12 protein-coding genes and 1 pseudogene are annotated in these 14,826 nt (G+C 65.6%); 4 read left to right on the top strand and 9 right to left on the bottom strand.

Annotated elements, in window-relative coordinates; genetic code table 11:
* The 5 genes from AB4Z47_RS29635 to AB4Z47_RS29615 all read right to left on the bottom strand — a co-directional run.
* On the bottom strand, window positions 1-306 hold a 306-nt coding region (locus AB4Z47_RS29635), incomplete at its 3' end, for a hypothetical protein (protein ID WP_441955836.1).
* Between the two features lie 286 nt (window positions 307-592).
* Entirely contained in the window at window positions 593-1,378 is a 786-nt protein-coding gene (locus AB4Z47_RS29630; RefSeq protein ID WP_441955834.1) for an ABC transporter permease, read from the bottom strand.
* Entirely contained in the window at window positions 1,375-2,328 is a 954-nt protein-coding gene (locus tag AB4Z47_RS29625; protein WP_441955832.1) for an ATP-binding cassette domain-containing protein, read from the bottom strand. The genes AB4Z47_RS29630 and AB4Z47_RS29625 overlap by 4 nt, the downstream gene beginning before the upstream one ends.
* A gap of 102 nt (window positions 2,329-2,430) precedes the next feature.
* A complete protein-coding gene (locus AB4Z47_RS29620; protein WP_441955830.1) occupies window positions 2,431-3,291 on the bottom strand; it encodes a DUF4097 family beta strand repeat-containing protein in 861 nt (286 codons plus the stop codon).
* 81 nt (window positions 3,292-3,372) lie between these two features.
* Complete coding sequence (locus AB4Z47_RS29615; protein ID WP_441955828.1) at window positions 3,373-3,894, bottom strand: hypothetical protein; 522 nt, start codon at window positions 3,892-3,894, stop codon at window positions 3,373-3,375.
* Window positions 3,895-4,042: 148 nt separating this feature from the next.
* On the opposite strand from AB4Z47_RS29615, the pseudogene amrS reads away from it, so the two are divergent.
* A pseudogene (gene amrS / locus AB4Z47_RS29610) lies at window positions 4,043-5,130 on the top strand (AmmeMemoRadiSam system radical SAM enzyme).
* Between the two features lie 233 nt (window positions 5,131-5,363).
* On the opposite strand, the gene AB4Z47_RS29605 reads toward amrS, so the two are convergent.
* From AB4Z47_RS29605 to AB4Z47_RS29595, 3 genes are all read right to left on the bottom strand, one after another.
* On the bottom strand, window positions 5,364-6,677 hold the full coding sequence (locus AB4Z47_RS29605; protein WP_441955826.1) for an MFS transporter: 1,314 nt from the start codon (window positions 6,675-6,677) through the stop codon (window positions 5,364-5,366).
* 69 nt (window positions 6,678-6,746) lie between these two features.
* Window positions 6,747-7,085, bottom strand: coding sequence for a hypothetical protein (locus tag AB4Z47_RS29600; RefSeq protein WP_441955824.1), 339 nt, complete (start codon window positions 7,083-7,085; stop codon window positions 6,747-6,749).
* Between the two features lie 52 nt (window positions 7,086-7,137).
* A complete protein-coding gene (locus tag AB4Z47_RS29595) occupies window positions 7,138-10,056 on the bottom strand; it encodes an AMP-binding protein (RefSeq protein WP_441955822.1) in 2,919 nt (972 codons plus the stop codon).
* 78 nt (window positions 10,057-10,134) lie between these two features.
* Between AB4Z47_RS29595 and AB4Z47_RS29590 the strand changes: the two genes are divergently transcribed.
* Window positions 10,135-10,866: a GntR family transcriptional regulator gene (locus AB4Z47_RS29590; RefSeq protein ID WP_441955820.1), complete on the top strand. Its 732-nt coding sequence runs from the start codon at window positions 10,135-10,137 to the stop codon at window positions 10,864-10,866.
* 194 nt (window positions 10,867-11,060) lie between these two features.
* Here the strand turns inward: AB4Z47_RS29590 and AB4Z47_RS29585 are convergent, their stop codons facing one another.
* Window positions 11,061-13,091, bottom strand: coding sequence for an oxidoreductase (locus AB4Z47_RS29585; RefSeq protein WP_441955818.1), 2,031 nt, complete (start codon window positions 13,089-13,091; stop codon window positions 11,061-11,063).
* 396 nt (window positions 13,092-13,487) lie between these two features.
* Between AB4Z47_RS29585 and AB4Z47_RS29580 the strand changes: the two genes are divergently transcribed.
* Together AB4Z47_RS29580 and AB4Z47_RS29575 are read left to right on the top strand one after the other, a co-directional pair.
* Window positions 13,488-13,664 (top strand): hypothetical protein, encoded by a 177-nt coding sequence (locus AB4Z47_RS29580; protein ID WP_441955816.1) that lies wholly within the window; start codon window positions 13,488-13,490, stop codon window positions 13,662-13,664.
* 414 nt (window positions 13,665-14,078) lie between these two features.
* Window positions 14,079-14,826: beta-ketoacyl synthase N-terminal-like domain-containing protein (locus tag AB4Z47_RS29575; protein ID WP_441955814.1), on the top strand; the 748-nt coding region annotated here is incomplete at its 3' end.

The raw sequence follows: 14,826 nt of genomic DNA, 5'->3' as shown, positions 1-14,826 counted from the left end.
GCCGCCGCCGTTGCCCCAGCCGCCGCCGTTGCCCCAGCCGCCGCCGTTGCCCCAGCCGCCGCCGTTGCCCCAGCCGCCGCCGTTGCCCCAGCCGCCGCCGTTGCCCCAGCCGCCGCCGTTGCCCCAGCCGCCGCCGTGACCCCCACCGGGTTTGTCGACGAGTTGGGTTGCAGACGTGGGCGTCGTTGCGTGCGCGGTAGGCGCTTGCGCCGCGGCTGCGACGACCGGAATCGCGGCAACTGCGGCTATACCGGCCGCGGCCGCCAACCGGGCGAACTTCGTGTGTGAATTCTTTCTCTCGATCATGATAGGGCTCCAGATGCTGTCCCGACCTGCTCGAATTGTACGCGGTTTCGCCGAGCTCTAGAAGTGGCCGCGTTGACTCATCTATAATTCCCGGCCACATTCCCCACCGTGCCCAATCCGAGGATGCCCGCGTACTCCGTGGCGGAGGGGAGCCCGGTGGCGAAGGGCGCAAGAGGGTTGCGACGAATGAGCGTTGACGGAGCGGACCCAAGGCCATGGCCAACTGGACTCAACCCAACGCCCTGGCCGAAAGCGCACTATCCGCCACAGCAACAGTCACACGGTCTTACGCTGTGGTCTTGCGCTGGAAAGACGCTCGGGCCCAGAGATATCCGACGACGGCGATGCCGACGCACCAGGCCACGGCGATGATGCCGTTATTGCCGATATTGCTGCCCATCAGCAGTCCCCGCACGGTTTCGGTGATCGGCGTGAACGGCTGGTACTCGGCGAACTGGCGGACACCGGTCGGCATGGAATCGGTCGGCACGAATCCGCTGCCGAGGAAGGGCAGCATGATGATGGGGGTCGGTGCGTTGCTCGCGGACTCCGGGTTGCTCGCCGACGCGCCGAATCCGACGGCCAGCCAGATCAACGCGAACGACAACAGAGCCAGCAGGCCGAGTACGGCGAGCCACTCGACCGCGTCGGCGGTCGGTCGGAATCCGACGGCGAACGCCACTGCGATCATGCACCCCACCCCCAGCATCGCCTGGATCAGCGAGCCGATGACGTGGCCCGTGAGCATCGACGTCTGGGATATCGCCATGGTGCGGAACCGGTTGACGATGCCCTTGGTCAGGTCGTTTGCGACGCCGACGGCTGTGGACGCCACCATCCACGCCGGGATCATGAGCAGCATTCCCGGGGCGAGGTAGTCGATGTACTTGCCGCCTTGTCCGCCCCCGACGCCTGCGTTCAGCGCGTGGCCGAAGAAGTAGTTGAAAATCAGCAGCAAGAGGATCGGCATGATGATGATCGAGAAGACCATCGCCGGATAGCGCCTGGCGTGCAACAGATTCCGCCGCAGCATCGTGAGTGAATCGTTCGAAGTGTAGGCCAAGGTGGTCATCGCAGTGCCGCTTCCGTTTCTTTGCCGGTGGTGTGACCAGTGAGTGCGAGAAAGACGTCATCGAGGTCGGGGGTGTGTACCGACAGGCCGGCGACGGGGATCCGGCCGTGGTCGAGTCGGTCGAGGACAGCGCGTAGTGAGCCGATGCCGCCGTCGCTGGGGACCTGCAGCGCCAGGTCATGGCCGTTGCGCAGCGCGCCGTCCAGGGTGTTCGCGGCCGCAGCGAGGCTGTCTGTGTCCGCGAACTGCAGGCGGATGTAGCCGCCGGGCACCAGGCGCTTGAGCTGGTCCGGGGTGCCCTCGGCGACGATCCGGCCGTGGTCGAGCACCGCGATCCGATCGGCGAGTTCGTCGGCCTCCTCCAGGTATTGGGTGGTGAGGAAAACCGTCATGCCCTCGGCGACCAAGCCGCGGATTATGTCCCAGACGGCGCGGCGGCTGCGCGGGTCCAGGCCGGTGGTCGGCTCGTCGAGGAAGATGATGCTCGGCTCGCCGAGGAGAGTCATCGCCAGGTCGAGTCGCCTGGTCATGCCGCCGGAGAAGGTTTGCGCCATCGTGCCGCGCGCGTCGACGAGGTCGAGTTTCTCTAGCAGTTCGCCTGCGCGACGCTTGCTCTCGCGCCGGTCCAGGTGGTGCAGGTCGCCCATGAACAGAAGGTTCTCCTCGGCCGTCATGAGCTCGTCGACCGCGGAGAACTGGCCGGTGACGCCGATCGTGGCGCGCACGGCTTCCGACTCGCGCGTCACGTCGTGACCGGCCACGTTCAGTTGGCCGTCGTCGGCGGGGATGAGGGTGGACAGGATCTGCACAGTGGTCGTCTTGCCTGCGCCGTTCGGGCCGAGCAGCGAGAAGATGCTTCCCGCCGGGATGGTGAGATCGATGCCGTCCAGAACTGTCTTGTCGCCGTACGACTTTCGCAGTCCGCGGACGTCGATCGCGGTGGTGGACATGGTTGTTTCCTAAGTTTGTAGGTGTCTGGGGTTGGTGCCCTGGATGCCCAGGGCGGTGGGGTGTAGCTGATGACTGTTTGTCCTTCGTATGTGCCGTGGTCGTCAGGCCGAGCGGCGGACGGTGATGTCGCCGGCGGACGTGCGCGCCCGCACCTCGGCCTTCTCGTCGGACGGTTGGGGGCCCTGGACGGTGTCGAGCTCGTTGCGCACCGAGCCGAACTTGGTGTGCAGGTCGAGCAGGGCCGCGGTGCCGGGGCGGATACCGACCTCCACTCGGCCGACGGCGGTCTGCACAGAGACCGATCCTCGGGCGACTTCGCCGATGCGGATGGATCCGGCCGCGGTCTTGGCGGTGACGCCGGATTCCGTGGTTCCGACGGTGATGTCGCCGTTGGCCGACTTGACCCGCAGATCACCGGTGACTTCGTCGATCCGGGTGGCGCCGTTGGAATTGTTGATCTCGGCGGGCCCGTCGACGCGGCGGATACGCACCTCCCCGGAGCCGGTGCCGACCTCGACCCGACCGCGGGCATGCTCCACGGAGATTGCGCCCATGGCGGTGGACAATTCCAGCGCGCCCGCCGTGTCGACCTGGATATCGCCGAGGGAGCTCTTCATCCTGCAGTCGCCGAGACGGCCTTCGGTGTAGATCACGCCCATTTCCGTGTCGGCCTGGAGCCGTGAGCCGCTCGGCACCTCGATCACGACCTCGACCGTGCCGTACTTGTTGCCGCCGAGGATGATCGCCTGCTTCCACAGCGGCGGGCGTGGCGCCTTCACTCGCAGGACTCCGCCGGAGTAGTCCACTCGGGTCTGCTCGGCCGCCTCGACGTCGAGGCGGTTCTGGCTGGCCGGGTGAACGTCGACCACGGTGTTGGCGCGTTCGCTCGCGACGATTCTGATGTTGCCCACGTAGGCATCGACGACGACGGAAATGGCTTCGGGAGTGTCGAATTCAGGCATGGCTGTGCCCTCTCTTTGTTGATGTGGTGCAGAATCCCCGGTTGGGGTGTAGGTGTGAAAGTCGTTGACTGCGGCGCTATGTCAGCGCGCCCAGCCCGTGAAGGTCTGTCCGCCCGCGGTGGTGCGGGACCCTCGGCTCGCGACGGGCGGAACAGGCCGCGGCTCCAGTGCCGCCGCTGCCGCCCGGACCAGCCAGGCGTTGACTGAAAGTCCCTCCCGGCCTGCCGCCTCCTCGACCCGCTGCTTGAGCTGATCGGGGAGCCGGACGTTGATCCGCGAGGTGCCACCGCTGTCGTCGAGTGGTGCCACTGATGGCACCACCGGTGCCAATGTGGCATCTTCCTCCCAGTGCTGGTCCGTGGGAGGCGCCGTCACGACGAAGGTCGGATCCACGCCCCGCAGCCGCACCTCGACCGAGCCGGGCGCTAGGTCGCGGGTGATCTCGTCGGCGGCGTCGGACAACGCGTTGAGCAGGGCGAGCCGCGCCGCCGAGTTGAGTGTCGAAGTAAGCCGTTCTGCCAGCTCACGTGCCTCGTCACCGCCCGCATCCGCAGCGACGACCAGCTCGTACCGGAGGCTTTCGAGATAGGGCCTGAGATCCATGTGAGCCAGTATGGCATCATTATGGCTCAATATCAACACCGATCTGGCTCACCCGCCTCGGCAGGCGGTTGGTCACCGGGGTGGATAAACGTTGAAACAGGGCCAGCGGGCACTCTGACGACGTAGTCTGATCATCGGAAGAACGATGATGACACCAACGCTCGATGACCCCCACACTGTCTCGACCAGGCACTGGCACCGGCTCGATGACGGCAGGTTGCAGTGCGACGTGTGTCCGCGTGCCTGCAAGTTGCGCGAGGGGCAGCGGGGGCTGTGTTTCGTCCGTGCCCGGGTGGAAGAACAGATCGTGCTCACCACCTACGGCCGCTCCAGCGGGTTCTGCGTCGATCCGGTCGAGAAGAACCGCTCAATCATTTCCTGCCCGGCTCGGCGGTGTTGTCGTTCGGGACAGCAGGTTGCAACTTGGCGTGCAAGTTCTGCCAGAATTGGGATATCTGCAAGTCGCGCGAGATCGACACTTTGTCCGGCCGCGCCGAGCCCGATGAGTTAGCAACCGCCGCCGAGAGTCTGGGCTGCCGCGGTGTCGCATTCACCTACAACGATCCGACCATCTTCTTCGAGTACGCCGCCGACATCGCCGACGCCTGCCGCGCCCGTGGCGTCAAAGCGATCGCGGTGACCGCGGGCTACATGTGTCCCGCGCCGCGCGCCGAGTTCTACTCCCACATCGATGCGGCCAACGTCGACTTGAAGGCGTTCACCGAGGACTTCTACCACCGCGTGTGCGTCGGGCACCTCGACGACGTGCTGGACACGCTGCGGTACCTGCGGTACGAGACCGAGGTGTGGTTCGAGATCACGACGCTGCTCATCCCTGGGCGCAACGACAGCGATGCCGAGATCGCCACCGAGTGTGCGTGGATTCGCGACGAGCTCGGCGACGACGTGCCGCTGCATTTCACCGCGTTCCACCCGGACTACAAGATGCGCGATATCCCGCCGACGCCGGCCGCGACGCTCACCCGGGCGCGTCACATCGCGCTCTCCGAAGGCCTACGTTTCGTTTACACCGGCAACGTGCACGACATCGACGGCGGCACCACTGTTTGCCCATCCTGCGGCGCAGCCGTTGTGACACGGGACTGGTACGTGATCCGCCGGTACGCACTCACCGACGACGGTTACTGCACGAGGTGTGGTACGCAGATACCCGGCGTCTACGACGGGCCGGTGGGGCGGTGGGGGAGCCAGCGATTGCCGGTGCTCATCGCGTGACGTCGCCCGAGCGGGCCCGCACGGGCAACGGCGTCCGCCACCAGAGTCTGCTCGCCCGCACCGGCCAGGATTGATTCAGCGCCATGGTCGCCGTGCTTGCCCGTTATCCACCCGATATTCCTCGCCGACCCGGGAGTGTCCGCTGGTACAGGCAATATCGGTGGCACGCGACAGGATGTGGTCGAGCCGCAGGGTTCGGGTCGGTTTCGGCGCTGCCATGGTGGTGCTTCAGCTCAGTCGGGCAGTGTTACGCCACGGGTTTCGGGTGCGGCGCGGACCAGGCCGATGCCCAGCACGAATACCAGCGCGGTTGCGCTCAAAGGAATGGTGAGAGATCCGGTTTCGTGGATGCCGTAGCCGATGAGGAACGTGCCGGCGGCGGCGAACCAGCGAGAGAACGTGGTGGTGAAGGCGAATGCGGTGGCGCGCATCCGAGTGGGGTATTGCTCGGGCAGCCAGATGGTGAAGACCGCGAAGTTCGCTCCGCCCAGGCCGAGGATCGGCAGGAACACGAAGATCAGTGGGATCGAGTGGAGCGGGTAGGCGATGGCATACGCGCCGACAGCGCCGATGATCATCAGGACGTACAGTCCGGCCAGGGTGGCCCGGCGGCCGTACCGATTGGCGATGCCGGGGACGAGGAAGCAGCCGAGAATGGTGAACGCGGCGACGGTCATGGAGGACACGCCGGCGAGGCGGACGGTGGCCTCTTTGGTCCATCCGGCGTGCTGGGCGAGCTCGGTTACGGCGGTGGGCACGTAGGTGGATCCGGCCCAAAGCCCGATGACGCAGACCACCAGCAGAGACAGGTTGCCGAGGGTGCGTGCCCGATACGGGGGAGTGAGGACCTCGATGACCGGCTGCCAGAACGATCGGCGGGTGTTCTCGGTCGATTCCTGTTGCCAGCGTTCAGGTTCCGGGGTCGTTTTGCGGATGAGGAATACCGCCAGCGCAGGTAGCCCGCCGATGAGGAACATGCCGCGCCAGCCGAGCTCCGGCCCGGCTACCAGGTACAGCGTCGATACCGCGAGCACACCGACATAGGCGGCCGAATGCATGGCGCCGCCGAAGCGGGCACGCACGCGTTCGGGGAGCACCTCGGCCAGCAGGGTTCCGGCCATGGCCCATTCGCCGCCGACGCCGATGGCGGCCAGGAAGCGGAAGGCGTTCCATTCCCACAAGTTGGTGGCGAGGCCTGCCAGTGCGGTGAATACGCCGTAGATCAGGATGGACAGCGTCATCGCGGGTTTGCGGCCGAAGCGGTCGGCGATCGGGCCCCAGATTGCCGAGCAACCCCAGCCGAGGAGGAACAGGGCGGCGCTGATCTGGCCGTACCAGCCGATGTTGGCGGCCGTGGGTTCGATGCCGGCGCGTGGCAGCAGGGCGGTCATGGTCGGGGCGAGGACGAGTCCGAAGACGGTCCAGTTGAATCCGTCCATGGCCCAGCCGCCGAAAGAGCCCCAGAAGGCGCGGCGCTGGGTGGAGGTGAGCCGGACGGGGTGGTCGGCGGTGGTGGTCGCCTGTGTGGGATCGTCGTCGATCTGCACTGTGTTCTCGATTCGCAGGTGGAACTGGAGATAGCCCTGGGGCGCAGGGACATTCGGTAAGCTGCCGGGTCAGCTCGCGGTGTCGATCCGGACCGGAAACTCGCCGAGCCGATAGCGCATCGCGTCATCATCGGCGGCGGGGCCGGTGGGCTGCTCGCGCAGGTTGTCGCGGAGCGGGGCGAGCACGTTGTCGATCGCCCATTTGGCCGCGCGCACCGCAGCGGGCGGATTGGCAGCGATGGCGGAGACGATGTCGGCGGTGGCGCTGTCGAGGCGGTCGATGGGAACGGCGAGGGTCGCCAGTCCTGCCGTAACGGTCCGCGTGCCATCGACGACATCGAGCAGTTCACCGACCGACGTGCCCGCGAGCAGGCACAGCGCCAGCGCTGCTACGCCATCGATAATCATTGTCTTCTCCTGACTGAGAGGGCTCGGGCCGGCCGGTCCGATTGCCCTCGGATCACGCACCCACGCCGGCGAACAGGTCGGCGTAGCGCTTGCGCAGTTCGGCTTTCTGCACCTTGCCCATGACGTTGCGGGGCAGCGCCTCGACGACGCGCACCGCACGTGGCTGTTTGAACCGGGCGAGGTCGCTGGCGATGAAGTCCAGCAGCTCCCCGGCTCGCGGGTGCTGTCCCGGCGCCGCGACGACAACGGCCACAACTGTCTCGCCGAAGTCCGGATGCGGGACCCCGATCACGGCGGACTCGAGCACCGCGGGATGCGCGTCGAGCAGATCCTCGATTTCCTTGGGATAGATGTTGTAGCCCCCGGAAATGACGAGGTCCTTGTCCCGGCCGACGATGGACAGGTAGCCGTCCGCATCGATGCGGCCCAGGTCGCCGGTGATGAAGTAGGCGTCCGCACGAAATTCCGCGGCAGTCTTCTCGGGCAGCTGCCAATAGCCGGCGAAGACATTGGGGCCGCGGACTTCGACGACGCCCACCTCGCCGTCGGGCAGTGCGCGTCCGGTCTCACGGTCGACCACCCGAATCTCGATGCCGGGCAACGGCTTCCCTACGGTTCCGGGCTTGCGCGGGCCACCCTCGTATGGATTGGTGGTGTTCATGCCGGTCTCCGTCATCCCGTAACGTTCCAGAATGGCGTGACCGGTACGGGCTTCGAAGGCTGCGTGGTCGCTGGCCGGCAGCGGAGCCGATCCGGAGACGAACAGCCGCATCGAGGCGCAGGTCTCCGGGGTGAGGCGGTCACTTTTCAACAGGCGGGTGTAGAAGGTGGGCACGCCCATGAGGACGGTGGCCCGGGGGAGCAGGTCGATGATTGTCTCGGCGTCGAATTTGGGCAGGTAGTACATGGAAGCGCCAGCCGCCAGGGTCATGTTCGCCGCGACGAAGAGCCCGTGGATGTGGAAGATCGGAAGCGCGTGGATCAGCCGGTCCTCGGCGGTGAACCGCCAGGTTTCCAGCAGCGCCCGGCAGTTGGATGCGAGGTTGCCGTGGGTGAGCACCGCACCTTTGGAGCGGCCGGTGGTGCCTGAGGTATAGAGGATCGCCGCCGGGTCTTCGGCCGACGCAGCGTAGACCTCCTCATGGCGGCCGTCGCCGTCGAGGAGGGTGCCGTCGCCCGACACTCCGAGGGTCTCGATAACAAGGCCTTCCCCGTCGCGGTGGGCGTGGTCGGCCCGGCGATCCGGAGAGCAGACGAGCACGCGCGGCTGTGCGTCGCCGATGAAGTAGTCCATCTCCGCACCGGTGTAGGCGGTGTTGAACGGCAGGAAGACACCGCCGATCTGCAAGGTCGCCAGGTACAGTGCGATGGCCTCCGGGGATTTCCCGACCTGCATGGCAACCCGGTCACCAGGGGTGACACCGTCGGCGACAAGGCGGGCGGCGATCCGGCTCGCGGTCTGCGCCGTCTCACGGTAGGTGATCCGGTGCCCGTCGGGCAGCTCGAACAGCGTCTTGTCCGGATGCCGTTCCGCCTGCTCGGCGAAGGACCGGTAGATCGTCGTGAACGGCGCCATCGGGAGTGTTCCTCTCTCGTCGTCTGAGGTGGTGGACATGTCGCGAATGCGGGACCCCGCCGGGACCTTCGGCAGGACGTCCCGCAGCGGGCCGCCGAGCGCCACGGTGCGGCGCCGGACGAAGTCCTCATGCTGATGCTCCAGCGTCTCCGGCTGGTAGCGGTAGTTGACCATCGCGCCATAGGACTGCCGCCAGGCCTCCGGTGCGGTGTTCGCCGGCCAGTTCAGCCGCCAGATGGTGGCCCCATTGCCCAGATGGAAACGCGCGACCGGGTCGAGCGGGCGACCGTCGGCACGCCGCTCGACCGCGAGGTAACGGGCCAGGGCGTGGAAGAGCCGGGGACGGATCCGCTCGACATCCGCTGAATCGAAGTCCGCCACCCCCGCCGCTGCCAATTCCCGGGCGAGCAGCGACAGCTCGGCATCCTGCTCGGCCTGCTCGCCGAGCCAATGCCGGAATCCTGGAATCGGCGAGAGTGTGACGAACTGGGTGAGGTGCGGTAGTTGCTCGCCGACCTGCTCGATGACCTGTTTGATGAGGAAACTGCCGAATGAGACTCCGGCCAGCCCGTCCAGCGCGTTGTTGATCGAATAGAGCGCTGCCGTATCCGCTTCCGCAGGGCGCAACGCCGGGCCGGGCTCCAGCAGCGGGGCGATGGTCCCGGGCATGCCACGCACCAGGGCGACCTCCACGAAAATGAGCGGCACATTCCCGGTGGCCGGGTGAAAGAAGGCGTACATACGGCGGTCCTCGGGCCGCAGTCGACGGCCGAGCTCGGCTCTGCTCGCCATCGGGTGCACCTTCTCGTAGCGCAGCAGATGCCGGTGCAGCTCCTCAGGCGAATCCCAGGTGACCTCGGCCATGCGGAGGAAACCACGGTTGAACCACGACGTGAGCAGGTGGTGGAAGTCGTGGTCGAGGGGCTGCAACTCCGGGTGACGGCGGATCAGTCGACGTAGGTCCGCGCGCATCTCGACCAGAGTGAGAGTGGCGTCGGGTGCGTGGTTCATCCGGCGCAGGAGCTGCTGCCGGGCCGGCTCGACCACGTCGAAGAGTCGAACCAGCTCCTGCGCTCCCTGGGATCCCGCGTTCCTGGCTGCCTCCCACCGCCGGAAGGCAGCACGGACCTGAGCGGCATCGACATCGTAGGTCGTGGTGACATGGGTGAAGAAGGCGAGCTTGCCGACATCCTCGAGCTCGTTGTAGGCGGCCAAAGCATATGTCGCGACCGCGCGCATCGACGCTTCGCCCACGTCGCTCATCAAGACTTCGCAGGCGGTGAGCAGCCGGTCGAGCGGGGATGCGTGCGGCCCTCCAGCCGCCGGTTCGCCGCCGTGCCGACCCCCTAGCGCCCGGAACAGGTCGGTCAACAACCAGCCGTCTCGACGTCCCATCTCGGGCTCCTTCCGCACGCCTCCACATATTCGTATGCATCAGAGGGCGTGATGTATATAACAGGCACGATAGAGTATATGAGTGACGCGCGCCACCCTGGATGGTCGGATAATCTGCACTCGGAGGTGCACATGGCTCAGGTCCCCGAATCCCAGCGCGTACGAGATGCGCTCGAGAACGCCGTCGTCGACGGGCACTATCGGCCCGGGGAACGCCTGGACCCGGCACGGCTCGAGCAGGAGTTCGGTTGCTCCCGCACACCGGTCCGCGAAGCTCTCCAAGCCCTCGAACGGTCCGGACTGGTACAGATCCGTCCCAAGCAGGGCACATACGTCACCGAGCTGAGCATCACCGAGCTGGCCGAACGCTTCGAAGTCATGGCCGAACTCGAGGGTATGGCCGCACGGCTATCCGCCCGCCGCATCGAGAAAGAGTCGCTGGACGAGCTCGAACGCACCTTGCGGGAATGCGAAGACCATGCGACGACCGGCGACGCCGACAGCTACTACTATGCCAATGCCGCGTTCCACGGCGTCGTCTACGACTCCTGCGGCAACGAATATCTACGGCAGCAGGCCCATTCGCTCAAACGAGCCCTGCAGCCGTACCGGCGGCTGCAGCTGCGGGTGCCGGATCGCATGCGACGTTCCATGGCCGAACATCGTGAGATCGCGGACGCCATCGCCGCCGGCGACGCCGAGACCGCGGAGAACGCTGCCCGCGACCACGTGCTCGTTCAGGTCAAGGAGTTCAGCCAGCTGGTACGGACGTGGCGACAACTCAGCGGGCCGGAACGCAACGGGCGGTGAGTCGAATCGGCATCCGCCCAAGTGATTCCACCACCGGGCTCGGGACATCGAAGTCCAGGAGATGAGGGCCCGCTTCGGGGCGCCACATCGTTCCAGCTCTCGCTCGATGAGCGGATCCGACCATGGCGTGAATCAGGAAGACCAGCGTCGATCAACTGAGGAGAAGCCTTGAAGTAGGTGCTTGCCCACTGTTTTCAGATCGCGGCGGCGAGTCGGGTGCCTTGGTCGATGGCGCGTTTGGCGTCGATTCCGGCGGATTCGTCGGCGCCGCCTATGAGATGCACACGCATGCCGAGGGTTTCGAGCGGATCTTTCAGGTCTCGGACGGATTCTTGTCCGGCGCATACGATCACGTTGTCGACATCTACCACGCGCCGGCCTTCCCGGCTCTTGTCGAAGCTGATGTGCAGCCCGCGATCGTCGATCCGCTCGTAGTTGACCCGGCCGATCTGCTCGACTCCCTTCGCTTCGAGAGCGGCGCGATGGATCCATCCGGTCGAGGTGCCGAGGGTCGTTCCGAATGCGCCCGACTTCCGTTGCAGCAGTGTCACATCCCGGAGGGCGCGGGAGGATTTGGGCCTTGCCAATTGTCCAGGGGCCTGGGCGTCGTGGGTGATTCCCCACTCGTCCTGCCACTCCTCGAGTTTCAGCGTGCTGTGGCCGGCGGCCGTGAGGAATTCGCTGACATCGAAACCGATCCCGCCCGCGCCGATGACCGCGACGCGTTTGCCGACGGGCCGCTCCTTCCGGATCAGTGCGGGGTAGGACAGCACCATCGGGTGATCGATTCCCAGGATGTCGGGCATATGGGGGCGGACACCGGTCGCCAGCACGACTTCGTCCCAGTCGCCCGCGGCAAGCTGCTCGGCAGTGGCTCGGACGTTCAAATGCACTGCGACACCGGTCAGTTCGAGCTTTCGGTTGAAGTACCGGATCGACTCGTTGAACTCCTCTTTACCGGGAATACGGCGGGCCAGATCGAACTGGCCGCCGATCTTGTCGTCGGCTTCGAAGAGTTCGACGTGGTGACCGCGTTCGGCCAGCCCGATCGCGGCAGACAGGCCCGCGGGGCCGGCGCCGACGACGGCGATGCGTTTGGCGCGCCGGGTCGGCAACAGCTGCAGCAGTGTTTCGTGGCAGGCGCGTGGATTCACCAGGCAGGACACGGTTTGCCTGGTGAAGGTGTGGTCGAGGCAGGCCTGGTTGCAGGCGATGCAGGTGTTGATCTCGTCCGCCCGGGATTCGGCGGCCTTGTTGACCCATTCGGGGTCGGCCAGCAGCGGCCGTGCCAGCGAGATGAGGTCCGCATCACCTCGCTCCAGGATCTCCTCGGCGACCTCGGGCATATTGATCCGATTCGACGCACATACCGGGATCGTCACATGCGCTTTGAGTCTGGCGGTGTATCCGACGAACGCCGCACGCGGCACCGAGGTGGCGAGGGTCGGTACTCGTGACTCGTGCCAGCCGATCTGGGTGTTGATGATATCCACCCCGGCTGATTCCAATTCCTTCGCCAGGGCGATGATCTCGTCGAAGGTCTGACCGTTGTCGACCAACTCGGCCATGGACATCCGGAACATGATAAAGAAGTCGTCGCCCACTGCAGCCCGTGTCCGGGCGACGATCTCGACCGGAAACCGTCGTCGGTTGGCTGCCGAACCACCCCAATTATCGGTACGGGTGTTGGTGCGTGGCGCGAGGAACTGATTGATCAGGAAGCCCTCGCCGCCCATCAGCTCGATTCCGTCGTATCCGGCCGATTTCGCCAACTCCGCGCAGCGCACGTGGTCGGCGATCGTCGATTCGATACCCTTTTCGGACAATGCCCGAGGTTCGAACGCGGTGAGCGGCGACATCACGACCGAGGGCGCCACATTATTCGGAACACGCGAATCGCGTCCCCCGTGCAGGATCTGCAATGCGATCTTGGCGCCCGCCTCGTGTACCGCCTCAGTGATCACGCGGTGCCGCTCGGCGTCGGCCTCGGTGATCATCCCGCGGGCGAACGGCCACACCCAGCCTTCGCGATTGGGCGAGCATCCGCCGGTGACGATCAGGCCGACGCCGCCGCGGGCTCGTTCGGCGAAGAATGCGGCCAGTCGGTCGATGTGCCAATCTCGGTCCTCGAGGCCGACGTGCATCGAACCCATCACCACGCGATTGCGCAGCGCGACGCGCCCCACCTCGAGCGGCGACAGCAACCGCGGAAAAGCTGAACTCATGGGACGACCGTAATGACCGGCCTCGACCTGCGCAATGCTGGCGGAACGGCCGCATCGCTGTCGTCTCGTTCCACAGCGCATCCGACGAAGCGGACGCGATGAACCCTATGAATCGGTCCCCCAGTCCACGCTCCGAAAGGAGGCGCGTCGATACCGGTGAACGGTGTGCCGCAGGACAGGAGTACACCAGTTGCGAGGAGTCGACTCGGCTGGCAGGCTAACGTCCAGCAGGCACCTCGGACGTGCCTGGTGGCATGCTTGGCGGAGAGAGATACCGAATGAGCAGTGATTTGGTCTTCTGGATGGGGGAAGTAGGGCACTTGCCGCCGGTGTCCGGTCGGTTACCCATGACGTTGTCGGCACGCCTTTCGCTGCGGTGAAAGGCAGTGTTCGCCCATGGGCCACGTCTCGTTGGCTGTCGATCAACCCGCCGCTGTCGAAGTGCGTGGTCGAGCCGCTGTTCTTCAAGGAGTCGCCGTCGAGCGAGTCCGCGTGACGGACACCGACCCGGTCGACAGTGCGAACTCTTGGCATGTCGGTCTGCTGGCGCAGCTGCTCGAGCAGTTGTGGTAGGCGGCCTCGGCCGGACTGTCCGGCAAGACCATTGCCGCGCTACGGCAGCGATCGACGGCGACCACAGTCGCCGTTCGTTTTCGGCGCAGCCTGGTTCGTCCGATCTCACGATAATGGTGCGCAGCCTATATGTTGAACCGTCGTCTCGCTGCACCGACCGTCGGCGAAATTTGCTGCGGGTGTTGCAGCTTTCTGGATCGGACTCGGTCGAATGGCCATCGACGGCGGATGGCCTGCCGATACATTGCCCGCCTGCGGTAGCTGGGCTGCGAAACTTTGCGCCGCTCCGGCCGACTCCTCGACTCGCCGCCTTGTCATCGACACCTGAACGAAAACCGTAGGTGGGTGGGCCTGCGTCGCTGCTTGCTCTGCCGGGCGGCTTCGGCAACTTCGAAATACCACTGGATGTGAGATATGGACACGAGCACTGGCGATTCGTCCGAACGCTTGATGGAGTACCTGAAAAAGGTCACTGTGGATCTCCTGACGACTCGCGACGATTTGACACAGCTGCGGGAAAAGCTCAACGAGCCGATTGCGATCGTGGGGATGAGTTGCCGGTTCCCGGGTGGTGTGGAGTCGCCGGAGCAGTTGTGGGATCTCGTCGCGTCCGGTTCGGATGGTGTCAGCGAGTTTCCGTTGGATCGCGGATGGGACGTTGAGGGGTTGTTCGATCCGGATCCGGATCGGTTCGGGAAGGTGTACACGCGGGAGGGTGGATTTCTGCGTGGTGTGAGTGATTTCGATGCGGGGTTTTTCGGGATCGGTCCGCGTGAGGCCGCCGCGATGGATCCACAGCAGCGGTTGTTGTTGGAGGCGTCGTGGGAAGCCTTGGAGGATGCCGGGATCGATCCGGAGTCGCTGCGGGGCAGCGACACCGGCGTCTTCGCCGGTGTGATGTACCAGGACTATCAGCACAAGTCCATGGCTGCGGGTCCGGTCGCCGAGGGATATGCGGGTACCGGTTCGGTGGGCAGTGTGGTGTCCGGGAGGGTGGCGTACGCGTTGGGTTTGGAGGGCCCGGCGGTGACGGTGGATACGGCGTGTTCGTCGTCGTTGGTGGCGATCCATTTGGCTTGTCAGAGCCTGCGGCAGGGTGATAGCTCGTTGGTGTTGGCCGGGGGTGTGACGGTGATGTCGACGCCGTTTCTGTTTGTGGAGT

This window comes from Nocardia sp. 2TAF39 (genome assembly GCF_052114905.1).
Lineage (GTDB): Bacteria > Actinomycetota > Actinomycetes > Mycobacteriales > Mycobacteriaceae > Nocardia.
Note: the sequence above shows the minus strand (reverse complement) of the source record. Positions and strands in the feature narration are given on the sequence as shown.